This window comes from Nocardioides sp. ChNu-99 (assembly GCF_029493445.1).
In the GTDB taxonomy this organism is placed as follows: domain Bacteria; phylum Actinomycetota; class Actinomycetes; order Propionibacteriales; family Nocardioidaceae; genus Nocardioides.
Window position 1 is genome coordinate 85,772 of the sequence record NZ_JAHWBL010000006.1, and the last position, 18,198, is coordinate 103,969.

General features: G+C 73.7%; 20 protein-coding genes and 1 riboswitch. Of the genes, 12 read left to right on the forward strand and 8 right to left on the reverse strand.

The genetic code is table 11. The features are described from left to right. The first annotated feature begins 284 nt into the window (after nucleotides 1-284). The 12 genes from KK617_RS03910 (at nucleotide 285) to gcvP (ending at nucleotide 11,798) form a co-directional block, all read left to right on the forward strand. Entirely contained in the window at nucleotides 285-1,643 is a 1,359-nt protein-coding gene (locus tag KK617_RS03910) for a hemolysin family protein (protein ID WP_277498223.1), read from the forward strand. Next, complete coding sequence (locus tag KK617_RS03915; RefSeq protein ID WP_277498224.1) at nucleotides 1,640-2,686, forward strand: hemolysin family protein; 1,047 nt, start codon at nucleotides 1,640-1,642, stop codon at nucleotides 2,684-2,686. The genes KK617_RS03910 and KK617_RS03915 overlap by 4 nt, the downstream gene beginning before the upstream one ends. Before the next feature lie 90 nt (nucleotides 2,687-2,776). Next, nucleotides 2,777-3,409: a CDP-alcohol phosphatidyltransferase family protein gene (locus KK617_RS03920; protein ID WP_277498225.1), complete on the forward strand. Its 633-nt coding sequence runs from the start codon at nucleotides 2,777-2,779 to the stop codon at nucleotides 3,407-3,409. After that, nucleotides 3,406-4,359, forward strand: coding sequence for a DUF881 domain-containing protein (locus KK617_RS03925; protein WP_277498226.1), 954 nt, complete (start codon nucleotides 3,406-3,408; stop codon nucleotides 4,357-4,359). The genes KK617_RS03920 and KK617_RS03925 overlap by 4 nt, the downstream gene beginning before the upstream one ends. Beyond that, nucleotides 4,356-4,688: a small basic family protein gene (locus KK617_RS03930; protein WP_277498229.1), complete on the forward strand. Its 333-nt coding sequence runs from the start codon at nucleotides 4,356-4,358 to the stop codon at nucleotides 4,686-4,688. Before KK617_RS03925 ends, KK617_RS03930 begins: the two co-directional genes overlap by 4 nt. Beyond that, complete coding sequence (locus KK617_RS03935) at nucleotides 4,681-5,457, forward strand: DUF881 domain-containing protein (RefSeq protein WP_277498230.1); 777 nt, start codon at nucleotides 4,681-4,683, stop codon at nucleotides 5,455-5,457. Before KK617_RS03930 ends, KK617_RS03935 begins: the two co-directional genes overlap by 8 nt. A 69-nt stretch (nucleotides 5,458-5,526) precedes the next feature. Beyond that, nucleotides 5,527-5,913 carry a glycine cleavage system protein GcvH gene (gene gcvH / locus KK617_RS03940; protein ID WP_277498231.1) on the forward strand — a complete coding sequence of 129 codons (387 nt, stop codon included), beginning with the start codon at nucleotides 5,527-5,529 and terminating at the stop codon, nucleotides 5,911-5,913. A gap of 113 nt (nucleotides 5,914-6,026) precedes the next feature. Continuing rightward, a complete protein-coding gene (locus tag KK617_RS03945; RefSeq protein ID WP_277498249.1) occupies nucleotides 6,027-6,527 on the forward strand; it encodes an FHA domain-containing protein in 501 nt (166 codons plus the stop codon). Between the two features lie 2 nt (nucleotides 6,528-6,529). Then, nucleotides 6,530-7,279, forward strand: coding sequence for a MerR family transcriptional regulator (locus KK617_RS03950; RefSeq protein ID WP_277498232.1), 750 nt, complete (start codon nucleotides 6,530-6,532; stop codon nucleotides 7,277-7,279). A gap of 53 nt (nucleotides 7,280-7,332) precedes the next feature. Next, nucleotides 7,333-7,800, forward strand: a complete 468-nt coding sequence (locus KK617_RS03955) for a bifunctional nuclease family protein (protein ID WP_277498233.1) — start codon at nucleotides 7,333-7,335, stop codon at nucleotides 7,798-7,800. A 179-nt stretch (nucleotides 7,801-7,979) separates the two neighbouring features. Then, nucleotides 7,980-8,594 carry a MerR family transcriptional regulator gene (locus tag KK617_RS03960; protein ID WP_277498234.1) on the forward strand — a complete coding sequence of 205 codons (615 nt, stop codon included), beginning with the start codon at nucleotides 7,980-7,982 and terminating at the stop codon, nucleotides 8,592-8,594. Nucleotides 8,595-8,702: 108 nt separating this feature from the next. Further along, nucleotides 8,703-8,812: riboswitch (glycine riboswitch) on the forward strand. 76 nt (nucleotides 8,813-8,888) lie between these two features. Beyond that, nucleotides 8,889-11,798: an aminomethyl-transferring glycine dehydrogenase gene (gcvP, locus tag KK617_RS03965; RefSeq protein ID WP_277498235.1), complete on the forward strand. Its 2,910-nt coding sequence runs from the start codon at nucleotides 8,889-8,891 to the stop codon at nucleotides 11,796-11,798. Nucleotides 11,799-11,907: 109 nt separating this feature from the next. Here the strand turns inward: gcvP and KK617_RS03970 are convergent, their stop codons facing one another. The 8 genes from KK617_RS03970 to KK617_RS04005 all read right to left on the reverse strand — a co-directional run. Beyond that, a complete protein-coding gene (locus KK617_RS03970) occupies nucleotides 11,908-12,204 on the reverse strand; it encodes a DUF4235 domain-containing protein (protein ID WP_277498236.1) in 297 nt (98 codons plus the stop codon). Then, nucleotides 12,201-13,346 carry a YihY/virulence factor BrkB family protein gene (locus KK617_RS03975; RefSeq protein ID WP_277498237.1) on the reverse strand — a complete coding sequence of 382 codons (1,146 nt, stop codon included), beginning with the start codon at nucleotides 13,344-13,346 and terminating at the stop codon, nucleotides 12,201-12,203. Before KK617_RS03975 ends, KK617_RS03970 begins: the two co-directional genes overlap by 4 nt. A 10-nt stretch (nucleotides 13,347-13,356) precedes the next feature. Next, the gene (locus KK617_RS03980; protein ID WP_277498238.1) at nucleotides 13,357-13,755 is read right to left on the reverse strand and encodes a DUF3618 domain-containing protein; all 399 of its coding nucleotides are present in this window, start codon (nucleotides 13,753-13,755) and stop codon (nucleotides 13,357-13,359) included. Further along, nucleotides 13,739-14,149 (reverse strand): phage holin family protein, encoded by a 411-nt coding sequence (locus KK617_RS03985; RefSeq protein ID WP_277498239.1) that lies wholly within the window; start codon nucleotides 14,147-14,149, stop codon nucleotides 13,739-13,741. Before KK617_RS03985 ends, KK617_RS03980 begins: the two co-directional genes overlap by 17 nt. A 7-nt stretch (nucleotides 14,150-14,156) precedes the next feature. Further along, a complete protein-coding gene (locus KK617_RS03990) occupies nucleotides 14,157-14,474 on the reverse strand; it encodes a hypothetical protein (protein ID WP_277498240.1) in 318 nt (105 codons plus the stop codon). 130 nt (nucleotides 14,475-14,604) lie between these two features. Then, the gene (locus tag KK617_RS03995) at nucleotides 14,605-15,996 is read right to left on the reverse strand and encodes a metallopeptidase TldD-related protein (protein ID WP_277498241.1); all 1,392 of its coding nucleotides are present in this window, start codon (nucleotides 15,994-15,996) and stop codon (nucleotides 14,605-14,607) included. Then, nucleotides 15,993-17,525: a TldD/PmbA family protein gene (locus tag KK617_RS04000; protein ID WP_277498242.1), complete on the reverse strand. Its 1,533-nt coding sequence runs from the start codon at nucleotides 17,523-17,525 to the stop codon at nucleotides 15,993-15,995. The genes KK617_RS03995 and KK617_RS04000 overlap by 4 nt, the downstream gene beginning before the upstream one ends. A 9-nt stretch (nucleotides 17,526-17,534) precedes the next feature. Next, nucleotides 17,535-18,198: SMC family ATPase (locus KK617_RS04005; protein ID WP_277498243.1), on the reverse strand; the 664-nt coding region annotated here is incomplete at its 5' end.

Consider the following 18,198-nt stretch of genomic DNA (forward strand, 5'->3'; position numbering starts at 1 on the left):
CGGCTCACGGGGCCTCCCGAGACGAGGACGGGCGGCGCCCTGCCGCCCTGCTCCGGCCCCGATCGGTGCGCCCCGCCCCGACCTGAGGGAAACCGCCGGACGACTTCCGCGGCGGGCACGCACCCGTCGTACGTGGCCGTGACGCTCCGGACGTGGTCGCCCGTGGCCGCACCTCCTACGATGAGGCGTCCGTGCGTCGTGCAGAGAGCTGGTTCGTCCGTCCCGATGGAGCGCCCCCGAAGTCCTGAGCCCCCCGACCCGACCGTGGTCCCCGGGGGGCACCGATGACCGAGTGGATCCTCCTCGCGGTCTCGTTCCTGCTGATCGCCGCCTGTGGCGTGTTCGTCGCCGCCGAGTTCTCGTTCGTCACCGTCGACCGCGGTCAGGTCGACCGCGCCGCGGAGAACGGTGAGCCCGGCGCCGAGGGCGTGCAGAAGGCGTTGCGCCACCTCTCGACCCAGCTCTCCGGCGCCCAGGTCGGCATCACCGTCACCAACCTCGCCGTCGGCTTCCTCGCCGAGCCCGCGCTCGCCTCGCTGCTGCGCGACCCGCTGACGGCCGCGGGGCTGCCCGCCGGCTCCGTCACCCCGGTCGCCGTCGGCGTCGCGCTCGTCGTCAGCACGGCGCTGACGATGGTCTTCGGCGAGCTGGTCCCGAAGAACCTCGCGATCGCGCTCCCGCTGCGCACCGCCCGGGCCACCCAGGTCTTCATGCGCGTCTTCACGGCCGTCATGGCCGGCCCGATCCGCCTGCTCAACGGGTCCGCCAACAGCGCGGTCCGACGGCTCGGCCTCGAGCCCCAGGAGGAGCTGCGCTCCGCCCGCAGCTCGCGCGAGCTGGCCTCCCTCATCGCCCGCTCCGCCGACCAGGGCACCCTCGACGCGGACACCGCGGAGCTGATGGAGCGCTCGGTGTCCTTCGGCGAGCGCACCGCCGGCGAGATCATGACCCCCCGCGTGCGGACCGACAGCGTCGAGCAGACCGACCGGGCCATCACCGTCATCGAGCTCGCCCGCTCCACGGGCCACTCCCGCTTCCCGGTGCTGGACGCCGACGAGAACGTCGTGGGCACCGTGCACGTGAAGAACGCCGTCGCCCTGCCGGTCCACGAGCGCCCGACGACCCGGGTGCGCTCGATCATGGCCCCGCCGACGCTCGTGCCCGACACGCTGCGCCTCGACCCGCTCCTCACGCTCCTGCGCGACGACGGCTTCCAGCTCGCCGTCGTCCTCGACGAGTACGGCGGGCAGGCCGGCGTCGTGACGCTGGAGGACGTCGTCGAGGAGATCGTCGGCGACATCGCGGACGAGCACGACCGGCTCGGCTCCCGCGTGCGCCTGCGCCGCGACGGCACCTGGACCCTCTCCGGCCTCCTGCGCCCCGACGAGGTGGAGGACGCCTCCGGGATCGCCTTGCCGGAGCACGAGGACTACGACACCGTCGGCGGGCTCGTCGTGCGGGAGCTGGGCCGCATCCCCGTCGCCGGCGACGTGGTCGAGGTGCCCGTGCCGGTGCGCGACGACCCGGACGGCGAGGAGCGCCAGCAGCTCGCCGTGCTCACCGTCGACCACATGGACGGCCTACGGGTCGACCGGGTGTCGCTGCTGCTGCTCGACCGGGTGCCCGAGGGGGAGGACGCGTGAACGACTACGTCGCGATCGGGCTCGCCGTCGTGCTGCTCGGCCTGAACTTCTTCTTCGTGGGCGCCGAGTTCGCGCTCGTCGCGGCCCGCCGCAGCCAGATCGAGCCGCTGGCCCGTGCGGGCTCGCGCTGGGCGCGCATCACCCTGCGGGCGATGGAGCAGGTGTCGGTGATGATGGCCGGCGCCCAGCTTGGCATCACGATCTGCTCCGTCGGGCTCGGCGCCGTCGGCGAGCCCGCCGTGGCGCACCTGCTCGAACCGCTCTTCGAGGCGGTGGGCGTGCCCCACGGCCTGACCCACCCGATCTCGTTCGTGATCGCGCTGACGCTGGTGGTCTACCTGCACGTCGTGCTCGGCGAGATGATCCCCAAGAACATCGCGCTGGCCGACCCGGAGCGCGCCGCCGTCGTCCTCGGTCCGCCGCTCATGGTGGTCGTGACGGTGCTGCGGCCGCTGATCATCGCGCTGAACGCGGTGGCCAACACGACGCTGCGCCTGCTGCGCGTGGAGCCGAAGGACGAGGTGTCGTCGGCCTTCACGCGCGAGGAGGTGGCGGCCCTCGTGGAGGAGTCGCACGGCGAGGGCCTCATCGCGGCGGGGGAGTACGACCGCCTCTCCGGGGCGCTCGGCTTCACCGAGAAGAAGGTCGACGCGGTGATCATGCCGCTCGCCACGCTGGCGACCGTGCCCCGCGGGTCGACGGTGGCGGACGTCGAGGACCTGTGCGCCTCGACCGGCTTCAGCCGGTTCCCGGTGGCGGACGGCGACGAGCTCCTCGGCTACCTCCACATCAAGGACGTGCTGGAGACCGACGAGACCCGCCGCCTGCGCGTCATCGACGCCAAGTGGATCCGTCCGTTCGCGGCGGTCCGCCACAGCGACCTGCTCCACGACGCGCTCGAAGTGCTCCAGCGGCGGGGCGCGCACATGGCCCGGGTCATCGGCGACGACGGCGAGCTGCTGGGCCTCGCGACGCTCGAGGACGTGATCGAGGAGCTGGTCGGCGAGATCCGCGACGCCGCCCACGCGGAGGACGGGGCCTGAGCCCGTCGGGGTCCCCCGACGACTAGGGTGACCCCGGCAAGGCCCCCGGCGGGGCGTGGCGCGACCGGAGTGAGTGCAGGTAAGTGACCCGTGTCCGATGAGTCGAGCCGGACGGCGAACGTGTGGACGATCCCCAACGTCCTCTCCGGCCTCCGCCTCCTCGGCGTCCCCCTGTTCCTCTGGCTCGTGCTGGGGCCCGAGGCCGACGGCCTGGCGCTGCTCGTGCTCATGGTGTCCGGGGTCACCGACTTCCTCGACGGCTACCTCGCCCGTCGCCTCGACCAGCGCTCCCCCCTGGGGGAGGTGCTCGACCCGGTCGCGGACCGGCTCTACATCCTCGCGGTGATCGTCGGGCTCGGGCTGCGGGAGGTGATCCCGTGGTGGGTGGTGGTGATCCTGCCGCTGCGCGACGCCCTCCTGTGGTGCCTCGTGCCGTTCCTGCGCACCCGCGGCTACAGCGCGCTGCCCGTCCACTTCCTGGGCAAGGCCGCCACGTTCAACCTGCTCTACGCCTTCCCGCTGCTCCTCCTGGGTGACGGCACCGGCGTCGTGGCCACGCTCGCCCTCGTCTTCGGCTGGGCCTTCGCCCTGTGGGGCATCGGGCTCTACTGGTGGGCGGGCCTGCTGTACGCCTGGCAGGTGCGGCGGCTGCTCGCCACGACCGAGCCGCTCGCCCACCGCGATCGCGGCCGCGCCGGCGACGGGGCCCCGGGGCCCCGATGACCACGCCGTCGGACCGCGCCACCCTCCCGCTGCTGGAGCTCGTCACCCGTCAGTCGCTGGAGGAGGACTACGCCCACGTGGCGGAGCAGAAGGCCCGCGCGGCGGCACAGGCGCGCGCAGCCGGTGGGGACGGTGGGGCCGGTGGGACGGGGACGCCGGCTCCGGCGGGCCGCCGCCTGGGACGGGCCACCGTCGTGGTGGTCGGCGTGTTCGGCCTCCTGGCGGCGACGGCGGCCGTGCAGAGCTCGCGCGACGCGGCCACCGACGAGACGAGCCGCACCACCCTCGAGGGCCGGGCCACCGAGGGCCGCGAGCGCCTCGCCGCGCTGCAGGACCGGATCGCGGAGCTGCGGGACGCCAACGGCGCCGCCACCGTCGCGCTCGAGGGCCTGGAGGCCCGCGAGCGGGCGGCGACCGGCCGCGTCGAGGCGCTGCGCCTCGTGACGGGGTACGGCGAGGTGGTCGGCCCCGGGGTGCGCGCGGTCGTCGACGACGCGCCCGAGGACCCGTCCGGCGACGGCTCCGGCCGCGTGCAGGACGAGGACCTGGCCCGCCTCGTCGCCGGCCTGTGGGAGGCCGGCGCCGAGGCCGTCGCCATCAACGGCCAGCGGCTCACCCCGCTGTCGTCCATCCGCAACTCCGGCAGCGCCGTCAACGTCAACAGCCGGCCCCTCACCGCGCCGTACGTCGTCGACGCGATCGGCGACCCCCGCACGCTGCAGGCCGACCTGGCCGACACCCGCCCCGGCCGCGAGTTCGACGTCATCGCCACCTCCGTCGGCCTCGTCGTCCAGCTCGACAACGTGGGGGAGCTGCGCCTGCCCGCGGGCCCGGCCCCGGTGCTGCGCCACGCGGAGGAGATGACGGCGGCCGCGCCCGACCAGCCCACCGCCCCCCAGCAGTCCACCCAGCAGTCCACCCAGCCGTCGACGACGGGAGACCGACCGTGATCGCCGCCCTCGGGCTGCTCATCGGCATCGTGCTCGGGCTCGTGCTCGAGCCCGACGTGCCGCTGGGCCTCCAGCCCTACCTGCCCATCGCCGTCGTCGCCGCCCTGGACGCGGTCTTCGGCGGACTGCGCGCCTACCTCGACGGCATCTTCGACGACAAGGTGTTCGTCATCTCGTTCGTCAGCAACGTCGTCATCGCCGCGGTGATCGTCTACCTCGGCGACCGGCTCGGCGTGGGCGGCCAGCTGTCGACCGGCGTGATCGTGGTGCTCGGCATCCGGATCTTCTCCAACATGGCGGCCATCCGGCGCCACGTGTTCCATGCCTGAGCCCCGGCCCGACCAGGTGCCCGAGCCGGGGGCAGCACCCGGCAGCGGGGGCGGTACGACGGGACGCACCCGCCTGCGCGACGCGCTCCTGCGGCCCTCGCGCGGCCAGCTGGTCGTGGCCGTGCTGCTCGCCGTGGTCGGGTTCGCCGGCATCGTCCAGGTGCGCACCATCGACTCCGACGACACCTACTCGGGCTACCGGGAGCAGGACCTGATCGACCTGCTGAGCGGCATCGCGGGCACCACCCAGCGGGCGGAGGCCGAGATCGCCCGCCTCGAGCAGACCCGCGACGACCTGCGCTCGACGACGACCGGTCGCACGACCGCCCTCGAGCAGGCCCAGCGCGAGGCGCGCACCCTCGCCGTGCTGGCCGGCACGGTGCCGGTCGAGGGCCCGGGACTGCGCGTGACGCTCACCGACGACGACGGCCGCATCGAGCCGGCCGACGTCGTCGACATGCTCCAGGAGCTGCGCACCGCCGGTGCGGAGGCGATCGAGGTCAACGACGAGGTGCGCGTGGTGGTCGACACCTTCGTGGACTCCGGCGGCGACGGGCTCGCCGTGGACGGCGTGCGGCTGAGCTCGCCGTACGTCATCGACGTGATCGGCGCGCCCGACACCCTCGCCGGTGCCATGTCGTTCCCCGGGGGGCCCACGGAGCGCTTCGGTGAGGAGGCCGTCGAGGTCGAGGCCGAGGAGCTGGAGTCGGTCGAGGTGACGAGCGTCGTCGAGCTCGACACGCCGTCCTTCGCCGACCCCGCCGGGTGACGCTAGGGTCGTCGTGCTGCCCGCGTCGCACGCAGCCCCCAGCTCGCCCCGCACCCCGAGGAGCGCCCCGTGTACCCCGAGGACCTGAAGTACACCGCCGAGCACGAGTGGGTCCGCCAGCCCGGCGAGACCGCGGGCGCCGTGCGCGTCGGCGTCACCCACTACGCGCAGGACGAGCTCGGCGGGATCGTCTACGTGACGCTCCCGGAGGTGGGGGAGTCGGTGCGTGCCGGGGAGCCCTGCGGCGAGCTCGAGTCCCACAAGTCGGTCAGCGAGATCTACGCCCCGCTGACGGGCGAGGTGGTGGCCGTCAACGAGGCCCTCGACGCCACCCCCGAGGTCGTCAACTCCGACCCGTACGGCGACGGCTGGCTCTTCGAGGTCGTGCCCGCCGAGGCGGGCGCGGTGGACGCGTTGCTCGACGCCGCGACGTACCAGTCCGATCTCCCCGCCTGAACCAGACCACCGTCCGTCCCCGGTTGATCCGAGCCCCGTGACTGGTAGGTTCGGACCTCGTCACCCTCAGCCCGCCGTTGAGGGTTTCCGTGACCCCCCAGGAGGCCATCACCATGCCGTTCTGCACAGCCTGCGGTAGCCAGAACCCGGACGAGGCCCGGTTCTGCTCCCAGTGCGGCACCAAGCTGGTGACGTCCGCCCCCGCCGCGTCGGAGTCGACGGCCACCATCACGTTCGGTGCGTCCTCCACCACCGAGAGCTCGGACCGGGCGCTGAACCCCGTCGACGCCGCCGCGGTGGATGCACTCCCGCCGGGCCACGCGCTCCTCGTGGTGCAGCGCGGCCCGGGCGCGGGCAGCCGCTTCCTCCTCGACACCGACCTCGTGACCGCCGGGCGCCACCCGGAGAGCGAGATCTTCCTCGACGACGTGACGGTGTCGCGCCGCCACGCGGACTTCCGCCGTACCGGGGGACGGTTCACCGTCTCCGACGTCGGCAGCCTCAACGGCACGTACGTGAACCGCGACCGCATCGACGAGGTCACGCTCAAGGACGGCGACGAGGTCCAGATCGGCAAGTACCGGCTGGTGTTCTTCTCGGGCGCGCCGGTCTGAGCATGGCCGCCCCCGGCGTCGACCCGCACCGGCAGGGGGGCGCCCACGCCGACCGGATGAACATCGGTCAGGTGCTGGACGTCCTGCGACCGGAGTTCCCGGGCATCACCATCCCCAAGATCCGGTTCCTCGAGGACAAGGGGCTCATCAAGCCCGAGCGCACGCCGTCGGGCTACCGCAAGTTCGCCCCCGGTGACGTCGACCGGCTGCGCTACGTGCTCGTCATGCAGCGCGACCACTACCTGCCGCTGAAGGTGATCGGCGAGCACCTCGACGCCATCGACCGCGGCCTCGAGCCGCCCCCCATCGAGGGCGTCGTGCCCACGGTGCCCAAGGTGGCGCTGGCGGCCGACGGGCTGCCCGGGCCCGAGGAGTTCCGGCGCCGCGGCCAGGTGCGCCTGACCCGCCGCGAGCTGCTCACGGTCGCGGGCATCGAGGAGCCGTTCCTCGCCACGCTCGAGGACTACGGCCTCGTGCGGCCGTCGGGCACGGGTCACTACGACGCCGAGGACCTCGTCGTCGCCGACACCGCCCGCGAGCTCGAGGCCTTCGGCATCGAGCCGCGCCACCTGCGCGCCTTTCGCGCCGCCGCCGACCGCGAGGTCGGCCTCGTCGAGCAGGTCGTGGCCCCGGTACGCCGCAGCCGCGACGCCGCCGCGGAGGCGCGCGCCGCCGATGTCGCCGCCCGGATCGCCGCGCTGACCGTGCGCCTGCACGCCACCCTCGTCAAGGGCTCGCTGCCCGGGCGCTGAGGCCCGCTCCGCGCGGTCCGGCCCGGCTCGGTCCCGGGAGTAGGGTGGTGGACGTGCGCGAGGTAGATGTCGTCGGAGTCCGTGTGGAGATGCCCTCCAACCACCCGATCGTGCTGCTGCGCGAGAGCTCGGGGGAGCGCTACCTGCCCATCTGGATCGGGGCGGTGGAGGCGACGGCGATCGCGTTCGCCCAGCAGGGGGTGGTGCCGCCGCGACCCCTCACGCACGACCTGCTGAAGGACGTGCTGGAGGCGACGGGCAACGGCCTCGAGGAGGTGCGGATCGTGGAGGTCCGCGACGGCGTTTTCTACGCCCAGCTCGTGCTCGCCTCCGGCGTCGAGGTGAGCGCGCGGCCGTCGGACTCCATCGCGCTGGCCCTGCGCACCGGCTCCCGCATCGTCTGCGCCGACGACGTGCTCGACGAGGCCGGGCTGGCCGTGCCGGCCGAGCAGGAGGACGAGGTGGAGAAGTTCCGCGAGTTCCTCGACCACGTCACGCCCGACGACTTCGAGTCGCTCTGACCGTCGCCGAAGTGTGACCCTCGACCTGAGATGGAGGGTTGCGACCGGCGTGTCGCGCGTTGACCCGACCGGGTGCCGGGCCTACGTTGGGACCCTCTTCGTTGTAACTCCACCGTTGTGCTCCGCACGACCACTTCCCTCCGGAGTTGCGTGACGCGAAGGAACCGACGGAGGTCGCAGTGAGCAGGAACGACGAGCAGCCCGCGCGCAGCGGGGCTGACGAGCAGGCGGTCGCCGAGGCGACCGAGCTCGCCGACGAGCAGGGGCTGCTCTTCACCGACGACGTGTCGCCGCTGCCCAGCGACCTGGGGTACCGCGGGCCGACCGCGTGCAACGCCGCCGGCATCACCTACCGCCAGCTCGACTACTGGGCCCGCACGGGCCTCGTCGAGCCGTCGATCCGCGGCGCCAAGGGGTCGGGCTCGCAGCGGCTCTACTCCTTCCGCGACATCCTCATCCTCAAGATCATCAAGCGGCTGCTGGACGCGGGCATCTCCCTGCCGCAGATCCGCACCGCCATCTCCCACCTGCGCGAGCGCGGCACCGACGACCTGACGCGCGTCACGCTCATGAGCGACGGTGCCTCGGTCTACGAGTGCACGACCAACGACGAGGTCATCGACCTGCTCCAAGGCGGCCAGGGCGTGTTCGGCATCGCGATCGGCGGCGTGTGGCGCGAGATCGAGGGCTCGCTGGCCGAGCTGCCGAGCGAGCGCACCGCGGACGACGCGGCCGAGGCCGGCGCGTCGGTCGTCGACGAGCTCGCCGCGCGGCGCGCCCGTCGCATCGGCTGAACCCCGCTCCACCGGCTGAGCTCCACCGGACCACCTCCGTCGGGGGCCCGGCACCCTCGTGGTGCCGGGCCCTCGTCGCGTCTGCGGTGGTAGCGTGGCGAGCGCTGACGAATCCGCACGGGAGAGCCTCCGTGCGCCCGCGCGAGCGGACGTCGACGGAGCGCCGAAGGGGCAATTCCTCCCCGGAACCTCTCAGGCGCACGGACCGAGCGGACGAGGCGACTCTGGAGCGGACGGCGACGTCGGTGACAGAGGGGGAGGCGGACCGACCGACCCCTGGTGACGGAGCGCCTCATGACCGATCAGCCCACCCTGGCCGAGCTCGACGCGGCCCACCCCTTCGTCGAGCGTCACGTCGGCCCCGACGCCGACGCCGTCCGCGCCATGCTCGAGCGGCTCGGCCACGACTCGCTCGACGCCCTGATGGACGCCGCGGTGCCGGCGGGCATCCGGGACCGCGACGTGACGCTGGCCCTGCCCCCCGCCGCCTCGGAGGCCACCGTCGCCGCCGAGCTCCGCGCGCTGGCCGCGGCCAACGAGCCGGGGGAGTCCCTCATCGGGCTGGGCTACCACCCCACGACGACCCCGCCCGTCATCCGCCGCAACGTGCTGGAGGACCCGAGCTGGTACACGGCGTACACGCCGTACCAGCCGGAGATCTCCCAGGGGCGGCTCGAGGCGCTCCTCAACTTCCAGACCATGGTCGGCGACCTCACGGGGCTGCCGACGGCGAACGCGTCCCTCCTCGACGAGGCCACCGCCGCCGCGGAGGCGATGACGCTGGTCCGGCGGGCGCAGCGCCGCTCGAGCGGGCCGTTCGTCGTCGACGCCGACGCCCTCCCGCAGACGATCGACGTCGTGCGCACCCGTGCCGAGGCCATGGGGATCGAGGTGGTCGTCGCCGACCTGACCGACGGCCTGCCCGCGTCGGTCGCGGAGACCGGGTCGTGCGGGGTGCTGGTGCAGTACCCCGGCGCCTCCGGGCGGGTGCTCGACCCCCGTCCCGTCGTCGAGGCCGCCCACGCGGTCGGGGCCCTCGTCGTCGCCGCCGCCGACCTGCTCGCGCTCACGTTGCTGGAGTCGCCGGGCGCGCTGGGGGCCGACGTGGCGATCGGCTCCACCCAGCGCTTCGGCGTCCCGCTCTTCCACGGCGGGCCGCACGCGGCGTACATCGCCGTGCGCTCCGGGCTGGAGCGCAACCTGCCCGGCCGCCTCGTCGGCGTCTCGGTCGACGCCGAGGGCCGCCCGGCGTACCGGCTGGCGCTGCAGACCCGCGAGCAGCACATCCGTCGCGACAAGGCGACCTCCAACATCTGCACGGCGCAGGTGCTGCTGGCCGTCGCGGCCGGCATGTACGCCGTGCACCACGGCCCCGACGGCCTGCGCACGATCGGTCACCGCACCCACCGGTACGCCGCCGTGCTGGCCGCCGCGGTGCGCGCCGCCGGCGGCACGACCGTCCACGAGGCCCTCTTCGACACCGTGACCGTGCGGGTGCCGGGCCAGGCCGCCGCGGTCGTCGCCGCGGCGCGCGAGCGGGGCCTGCACCTGCGCCTCGTCGACGCCGACCACGTCGGGATGTCGACGTCCGAGCGCACGACCCGCGCCACCCTCGACGGTGTGCTCGCCGCCCTCGCGGTGGCGCTGCCGGACCTGAGGGGCGTCGACGTCGACGAGCTCGACCGCACCACCGCCGACGCGGTGCCGGACGCGCTGCGACGCGCGACGCCGTACCTGACCCACGAGGTGTTCTCCAGCCACCGCAGCGAGACGCAGATGCTGCGCTACCTGCGCCGGCTCTCGGCGCGGGACTACGCGCTGGACCGCGGCATGATCCCGCTCGGCTCCTGCACGATGAAGCTCAACGCCACGACGGAGATGGAGCCGATCAGCCTCCCGGGCTTCGCCGACCTCCACCCGTTCGTGCCGGCCGGCGACGCCGAGGGCTACCGCCGCCTCGTCGCGGACCTCGAGGGCTGGCTCGCGGAGGTCACCGGCTACGACCGCGTGTCGGTGCAGCCCAACGCCGGCTCGCAGGGCGAGCTGGCGGGGCTGCTGGCGATCCGGGCCTACCACCACGACCGCGGCGACGTGGGCCGCGACGTGTGCCTCATCCCCTCCTCGGCGCACGGCACCAACGCCGCGTCGGCCGTCATGGCGGGCATGCGGGTGGTGGTCGTGCGCTCGGCCGAGGACGGGGGCGTCGACCTCGACGACCTGCGGGCGGCCTGCGCGGAGCACGCCGACGACCTCGCGGCGATCATGGTCACCTACCCCTCCACGCACGGGGTCTACGAGGACACGATCACCGAGCTGTGCGAGGTCGTGCACGCCCACGGCGGGCAGGTCTACGTCGACGGCGCGAACCTCAACGCGCTCGTCGGCCACGCCCGTCCGGGCGCCTTCGGCGGCGACGTGTCGCACCTCAACCTCCACAAGACGTTCTGCATCCCGCACGGCGGTGGCGGCCCGGGCGTCGGCCCGGTGGCGGTGAAGGCGCACCTCGCGCCGTACCTGCCCTCCCACCCGCTGCACGGCGAGGAGGAGAAGCGGGCCGGTGTGGGCGCGATCAGTGCCGCGCCGTACGGCTCGGCGGGGATCCTGCCGATCTCCTGGGCGTACGTTCGACTGATGGGCGCCGAGGGCCTCGCGCACGCCACCGCGGTCGCGGTGCTCGCCGCCAACTACGTCGCGGCCCGCCTCGAGGAGCACTTCCCGGTGCTGTACCGCGGCGAGAACGGGCTGGTGGCCCACGAGTGCATCCTCGACCTGCGCCCGCTCACCAAGGCGACGGGCGTCACCGTCGACGACGTGGCCAAGCGGCTCGTCGACCACGGGTTCCACGCCCCGACGATGTCGTTCCCGGTGGCCGGCACCCTCATGGTCGAGCCGACCGAGTCGGAGGACCTCGCGGAGATCGACCGGTTCTGCGACGCCATGATCGCCATCCGGGCGGAGATCGAGCGCGTGGCGGCGGGGGAGTGGAGCGCGGAGGAGTCGCCGCTGCGCCACGCGCCGCACACGGCCCGGGCGCTGACGGGGGAGTGGGACCGCGCGTACCCGCGCGAGCTCGGCGTCTTCCCGGCCGGCCACGACCCGGACAAGTACTGGCCGCCCGTGGGCCGGATCGACCAGGCGTACGGCGACCGCAACCTCGTCTGCGCGTGCCCGCCGCTCGAGGCGTTCGCGGAGGACCGCGACTGAGCGTCCCGACCCCTCGTGGGTACGACGGAGCCCCGGGCCGTGGTGGCCCGGGGCTCCGTCGTCGTGCAGGGGTCGGCCGTGCGGGGGTCGGTCGTGCGGGGGGTACCGCTCAGTCGCCGGGCCAGTCGCCGGTGGCGCGCTGGTAGACCCGCGCACCGCCGCGGTTGATGAGCGCCTTGACGACCGAGAAGATCGCCCCCTGCACCGCCGCGGCGAGGATGATCTCGCGCAACGGGTACTCCGACTCCAGGGGCCGGGGAGCGTCGTCGGACGCCGTGGGCACGGCCTTCTTCCAGACCTGCTGGAAGATCTCACCCGCGATGACGCCGGCGAGCAGGCTGCTCACGAGCCCGATGGGGCGGTAGAGCAGCTTCGCCGAGCGGCTGCCCGGTTCCTCTCGCTTCATCGTCGATCTCCTCCCCGCTGTGCGGTGGCGTCCTCACGTCCGCCGTCGGCCCGCAGGCGACGGCCCTCCTCGACGTCGTCCGCGTGCTTCTCGTCGGCCTTCTCCGTCGTGCGCGTGTCGCGCGGCGGCAGCTGGATGGTCTCCTCCGCGGCGATGCCGGCCTGGAGCTCCCGGCCCCGCTCGAGCTCGGCGTCGAGCTCGGCGCCGAACAGCAGCGCGAGGTTCGTGATCCACAGCCAGAGCAGGAAGACCGCGACGCCGGCGAGCGAGCCGTACGTCTTGTTGTAGCTGCCGAAGTTCGCGACGTAGAACCCGAACGCCGCCGAGGCGACGACCCAGGTGAGGATCGCGACGATGGCACCGACGCTGATCCAGCGGAACTTGGGCTGCTGCACGTTCGGCGTCACGTAGTAGAGCAGCGCCACGACGACGACCACGGCGAGCAGGATGACCGGCCACTTCACGATGTTCCACACCGTGACCGCGGCCGAGCCCACGCCGATCGCGTCACCGACGGCGGTCGCCGCCGGGCCGGAGATGACCAGCCCGAGCGCCACGAGCGCCACCAGCACCACCGACACGGCGGTCAGCAGGAGCATCACGGGGCGGAGCTTCCAGATCGGCCGGCCCTCGCGGATCTCGTAGATCCGGTTCATGGCGCGCCCGAACGAGTTGACGTAGCCCGAGGCCGACCACAGGGCGGCGGCGAGTCCGATGACGAACGCGAGGCCGGCGCCCTGGGAGGCGGAGAGCTGCTGCAGCGTCGGCTCGAGGGTGTCCGCGGCCGAGCCGGCGCCGACGTCCCGCAGGATCTGCAGGAGCGTGTCGACGGTCGCCTGCCCCTGGCCGAACAGGCCGACCAGCGAGAGCAGGGCGACGAGCCCCGGGAACAGCGCGAGCACCGCGTAGTAGGTGAGCGCGGCCGCGAGGTCCGTGCACTGGTCCTTGCTGAACTCGCGCATCGTGCGTCGTGCGACGTAGCGCCACGACGCCTTCTCGAGGTCGCCCATCGAGTCCGGCTTGCGGGGGTCGTCGGGGTCGGGCGCCGTGCGGCTCCGCTGCTCCTCCGTCGACTCGCCGGGCCGCGGCGTCGCGTGGGCGGCCGCGTGGTCGTGCGTCTTCTTCTTCCCTCGTCCTAGCACCGGAGCCCCCTCACCGTCGACGACGCCACAGGACGACGACGGTGACCAGGACGGCCACCGCCACCAGGCCGCCCGCGCCTCCCAGCGCGACGGAGGTCGGGCGGCCCCGCTCGTCGGTCAGGGCCTCGCGGGCCTGGTCGACGGCCGCCGTGGCCTGCTCCTTGGCGTGGCCGGCGGCCCCGACGACCTGGTCCTTGGCCTGGGCGACGCCGTCACCGACGTTGCCCTTGACCTCCTCGACCTTGTCGTGGGCCCGGCCCTTGACGTCCAGCTTGGCCGTGAGGGCCTCGACGGTCTCGCCGAGCTCGGCCCGGACCTGCTCGACCTCGTGCTGCAGCTCCTCGATGCTCGGCTCGCCGTCGGTGGGCCCGTCGGCCCGGTGCGCGCCGGACTCAGGTGGTGTGGTCATGCTGACGGGCCTCCTTGACGGTGCGGACGTCTTCCTTCACGTTCTCGACGGTGCGCTCGGGCACCGCCGGCGTGGCGTGGGCCACCTGCTTCTTGCCGACGAGCGCGAGGACACCGGCGAGGAGCAGGAGGGCGAGGGTCACGATGAGCCCGGCCAGCCACAGGGGCACGACGAGGTCCAGCGCGATGATGATGGTGGCGATGAGGGTGCCCAGGCCGAAGAAGCCGATCAGGGCGGCCGCGCCGAAACCGGCGGCGCCGAAGCCGGCGTACCGGACCTTGCGCGCGATCTCGGCCTGGGCGAGCTTGATCTCCCCGCGGACGAGCTCGGAGGTCTGCGTCGACAGGCGCGAGATCAGCTCGCCGGTGGACTCGTCTCCTCGGACGCTGCTCACGACGACCTCAGACGCCGGCCGACGAGCCCGGCTGCGCCAGGCCGTCCGCGATGGGGGTGCCCGACGGGTCCGCGTTCGTGCCGGTGCCCTCGTCGTCCTTCTTCACCTTGGCGGCGACGGTGGACGCCACCTCGCTCGCCTTCTCGCCGACCTTGGGGGCGGTCTCCTTGACCTTCTCCTGCGCCTGGGCGGCCTTCTCCTGCACGGCGGGGCTGTTCCACGCCCGCGAGGCCTGCGCCTTGATCTCCTCGTAGCGCTGCTGGCCGGCGCGCGCCCCCAGCACGTAGCCGATTCCGATCCCGAGCAGCAACGTCAGCTTGCGCATTGAACGCCTCCTGTGTCGATGTGTCCCGGGGCGCGGTGGCGCCCCGCACCGCACGCACTCCCTCTCGCGCGGTCACCGCCGGTACCCGCTGGTCCGCGGGACAACGGTGACGCGCGCCGCCCCGGCGCTGCTACTGCGCCTGGGACACGCTCGACATGTTGAAGTCGGGCAGTCGCAGGGCCGGCGTCGCCGTGCGGGAGAAGTAGTCGCCCCACTCCCGGCTGAAGCTGGGCACGGTGGCGCCCGCGTGGGTGAACCGGCCGAGCACGTCGACCGGGCTCTCGTTGAACCGGAAGTTGTTGACGACGCCCGTGATCTCGCCGCCCTCGACGAGGTAGACGCCGTCGCGGGTGAGCCCGGTCAGCAGGAGGCTCTGCGGGTCGACGACGCGGATGTACCACAGCGAGGTCACGAGCAGCCCGCGCTCGGTGCCGGCCACGAGGTCCTCGGTGCTGCCGGCGCCACCGGCGACGTCGAGCACCAGGTTGTCCGGCGCCGGGGTGACCGGCAGCCCCGTCACCCGGGCCGAGTGGCGGCTCTGCAGGAGGCTGGTCAGCCGCCCGTCCCGGATCCAGTCGGTGGGCCCGACGGGCAGGCCGTTGTCGAAGACCGACGTCGACTCGTCCGAGGTGGAGGTGTGGACGAACGGCGCGCTCTCGAGCCCGGGGTAGCCCGGGTCGGAGTGCATCCGCACCGACGCCGGCGCCACCTGCTCACCGACGCGGGTGCCGCCGCCGCGACGGCTCCACACCGACTGGCCGTCGTGGGCGTCGAGGCCCGAGCTGACCCACAGCGTGTAGATGAGGAGGTCCGCCACCGAGGTCGGCGGGAGCACGGTGTCGTAGCGGCCCGCGGGGAGGTCCACGCGGCGCCGGCCCCACGCCAGGCGTCGCGCGAGGTCGGCCTCGAAGGCGACCGGGTCGACGTCGCGGAAGTCGCGGGTCGCGCCGCCGGCCCAGGCGCTCTGGGAGAGGTCGGACGGCTTGGCCGTGCATCCCCAGTGCCCGGTGGGCTGCACGTGGCGCAGCCGCAGGCCGGTGGTCGAGCCCAGGTAGGTCGTCGCGACCTCGTGGTCGACGAAGCCGTAGAGCACCCGGTCGGCGCCGCCGGCCGTGCCGAACGCCTCGCCGAGGGCGGGGGCCACGGCGTCGTACACGCCGATCGAGGTGGTGCCGGGCGGCTCGTCCCAGTCGGCGGCGGCCCCGCCGGTGACGAGGTCGGACGCGTCGTCGGCCACCCCGGCGGCCGCGGCGGCGGCGTCCGCCTGCTCGACGAGGGCCAGCACCTGCTCCACCGAGGCGGCCGCGCTCGTGACCGAGCCGACCGCGACGCCCTCGGCGCGCCGGTCGAACGCCAGCACCGTCACCTCGACGCCGCGCATCTCGCCGTTGGTCGTCAGCGTGTTGTTCGCCCAGCGCAGGTTCGCCGACGACCGGGCGGTCACGAGCACCACCGCGTCGTCGGAGCGCGTGGCGGCCAGGGCCCGCTCGACCAGCTCCTGGGGCCGGGTCTGCTCGCTCACTTGCCTGCCTCCTCGTTCGTGTTGAGGATCCGTACGCCGCGGAACAGCGCCGTCGGGCAGCCGTGGCTGACCGAGGCGACCTGGCCCGGCTGGGCCTTCCCGCAGTTGAACGCGCCACCGAGCACGTAGGTCTCGGGGCCGCCGACCGCCTCCATGGATCCCCAGAAGTCGGTCGTGGTGGCCTGGTAGGCGACGTCGCGCACCTGGCCGGCCAGGCGGCCGTCCTCGATGCGGTAGAAGCGCTGGCCGGTGAACTGGAAGTTGTAGCGCTGCATGTCGATCGACCACGACTTGTCGCCGACGACGTAGAGGCCCCGCTCGACGCGGCCGATCAGCTCCTCGGTGCTCGGCCCGTCGGGGGCCGGCTGCAGCGAGACGTTGGCCATCCGCTGGATGGGGATGTGGCCGGGGGAGTCGGCGTACGCGCAGCCGTTCGACCGGCCGCCGTTCAGCTCCGGGCGCTGGCGGCCCATCACGCGGTCGAGCTGGTAGCCGACCAGGACGCCGTCCTTCACGATGTCCCACTGCTGGGTCGCGACGCCCTCGTCGTCGTACCCGATCGTGGCGAGGCCGTGCTCGACGGTGCGGTCGCCGGTCACGTTCATGACGGGCGAGCCGTAGCGCAGGGAGCCGAGGCCGTCGTACGTCGCGAAGCTGGTGCCGGCGTAGTTGGCCTCGTAGCCCAGCGCCCGGTCGAGCTCGGTGGCGTGGCCGATCGACTCGTGGATGGTCAGCCACAGGTTCGACGGGTGGATGACGAGGTCGTAGGTGCCGGCCTCGACGCTCGGCGCGCGCAGCTTCTCGGCGAGGAGCTCGGGCAGCTCGGCGACCTCCGCGTCCCAGTCCCAGCCGCCCTCGGCGACCGGCGCCACCAGGTACTCCCAGCCCCGGCCGACCGGCGGCGCGATGGAGGTCATGGAGTCGAACACCCCGGTCGTCGCGTCGGAGCCCATGGCGGTGAGGCCGGGCTGCAGGCGGACGCGCTGCTGGGTGGTGCGGGTGCCGGACGAGTCGGCGTAGAACTTGTTCTCCACCACCTGCTGCAGGGTCGCCGTCGCGTGCTCGACCGCGGCGTGGGCGCGCAGCCGCTCCGTCAGGTCGACGAGGACGCCCACCTTCTCGGCGACGGGCACGTCGAGCGGGTTCACCGCGTACGACGACACCCAGGTGACGTCGTCGTACGTCGGCTCGGGAGCGAGCTCGACGGGCACGCGCGTCATCGCGGCGGCCACGCGGGCGACCTCGACCGCACGCTCGGCGACGTGGCGCGCCTCGTCGTCGGTGAGGACGACGCCCGAGGCGAACCCCCAGGCACCGCCGTGCACGACCCGCACGGCGAAGCCCACGTCGGAGCTGTCGCGGGTGCCCAGCAGGGAGCCGTCGCGGACGTTGAGGTCCTGGTAGCGCACCCGCTCGAACCGGAAGTCGGCGTGGGTGGCGCCGAGGTCGGTCGCCCGCCGCAGCGCCACGTCGGCGAGGCGGCGGAACGGGAGCGCGAGGAACGAGGGGTCGACGTCGGGAACGCTCATGGCGCGAACCTACCCGTCCGCGTGGACCAGCCGCACCGTGGATCCGGAGCGCGCCGGCGTCACCCGCAGCTGGGTCGTGATGCGGGTGCGCAGCTCGCCGACGTGGCTCACCACCCCCACCACGCGACCGCCCTCGCGCAGCTCGTCGAGCGTGTCCATCACGTCGTCGAGGGTGTCGGGGTCGAGCGAGCCGAAGCCCTCGTCGACGAACAGCGTCTCCAGGTCGCTGCCCTCGCCGTCGCTCGCCGACTCCTGCGTGACGACGTCCGCCAGGCCGAGCGCCAGGGCGAGGGAGACGACGAACGTCTCGCCGCCCGACAGCGTGGCCGGGTCGCGGCGCTCGCCGGACCAGTCGTCGCGCACGACGACGCCGAGGCCGCCCCGTGCGTCGGACTGCTCGAGGGCGTAACGGTGGCCCGACATGCGCCCCAGCCGGTCGTTGGCCGCCGCGACGACCTGGCCCAGGCGCCACGCGACGACGTACGCCGGCAGCGCGAGCCGCAGGCGGTTGTCACCGGAGCGCCCCGACGCCAGCGTGGCGACGCGCTCGGCGACCTCGTGGGCGGCCCGGACCGGCTCCCACGCCTCGAGCGCGGCCCGCAGCTCGTCGGCGAGCGCCCCGACGCGCTCCGCCCGGGCGGCGGTCACCTCCGCCCGGGTGCGCGCGGCGGCC

Bases quoted from the DNA above. Each gene is read 5' to 3' on its own strand.
- KK617_RS03970 (WP_277498236.1), bottom strand. From the start codon at position 12,204: ATGAAGCGAGAGGAACCGGGCAGCCGCTCGGCGAAGCTGCTCTACCGC.
- KK617_RS03935 (WP_277498230.1), top strand. From the start codon at position 4,681: ATGCCTGAGCCCCGGCCCGACCAGGTGCCCGAGCCGGGGGCAGCACCC.
- KK617_RS03910 (WP_277498223.1), top strand. From the start codon at position 285: ATGACCGAGTGGATCCTCCTCGCGGTCTCGTTCCTGCTGATCGCCGCC.
- KK617_RS03945 (WP_277498249.1), top strand. From the start codon at position 6,027: ATGCCGTTCTGCACAGCCTGCGGTAGCCAGAACCCGGACGAGGCCCGG.
- gcvP (WP_277498235.1), top strand. From the start codon at position 8,889: ATGACCGATCAGCCCACCCTGGCCGAGCTCGACGCGGCCCACCCCTTC.
- KK617_RS03925 (WP_277498226.1), top strand. From the start codon at position 3,406: ATGACCACGCCGTCGGACCGCGCCACCCTCCCGCTGCTGGAGCTCGTC.
- KK617_RS03990 (WP_277498240.1), bottom strand. From the start codon at position 14,474: ATGCGCAAGCTGACGTTGCTGCTCGGGATCGGAATCGGCTACGTGCTG.
- KK617_RS03980 (WP_277498238.1), bottom strand. From the start codon at position 13,755: ATGACCACACCACCTGAGTCCGGCGCGCACCGGGCCGACGGGCCCACC.
- KK617_RS03950 (WP_277498232.1), top strand. From the start codon at position 6,530: ATGGCCGCCCCCGGCGTCGACCCGCACCGGCAGGGGGGCGCCCACGCC.
- KK617_RS04000 (WP_277498242.1), bottom strand. From the start codon at position 17,525: ATGAGCGTTCCCGACGTCGACCCCTCGTTCCTCGCGCTCCCGTTCCGC.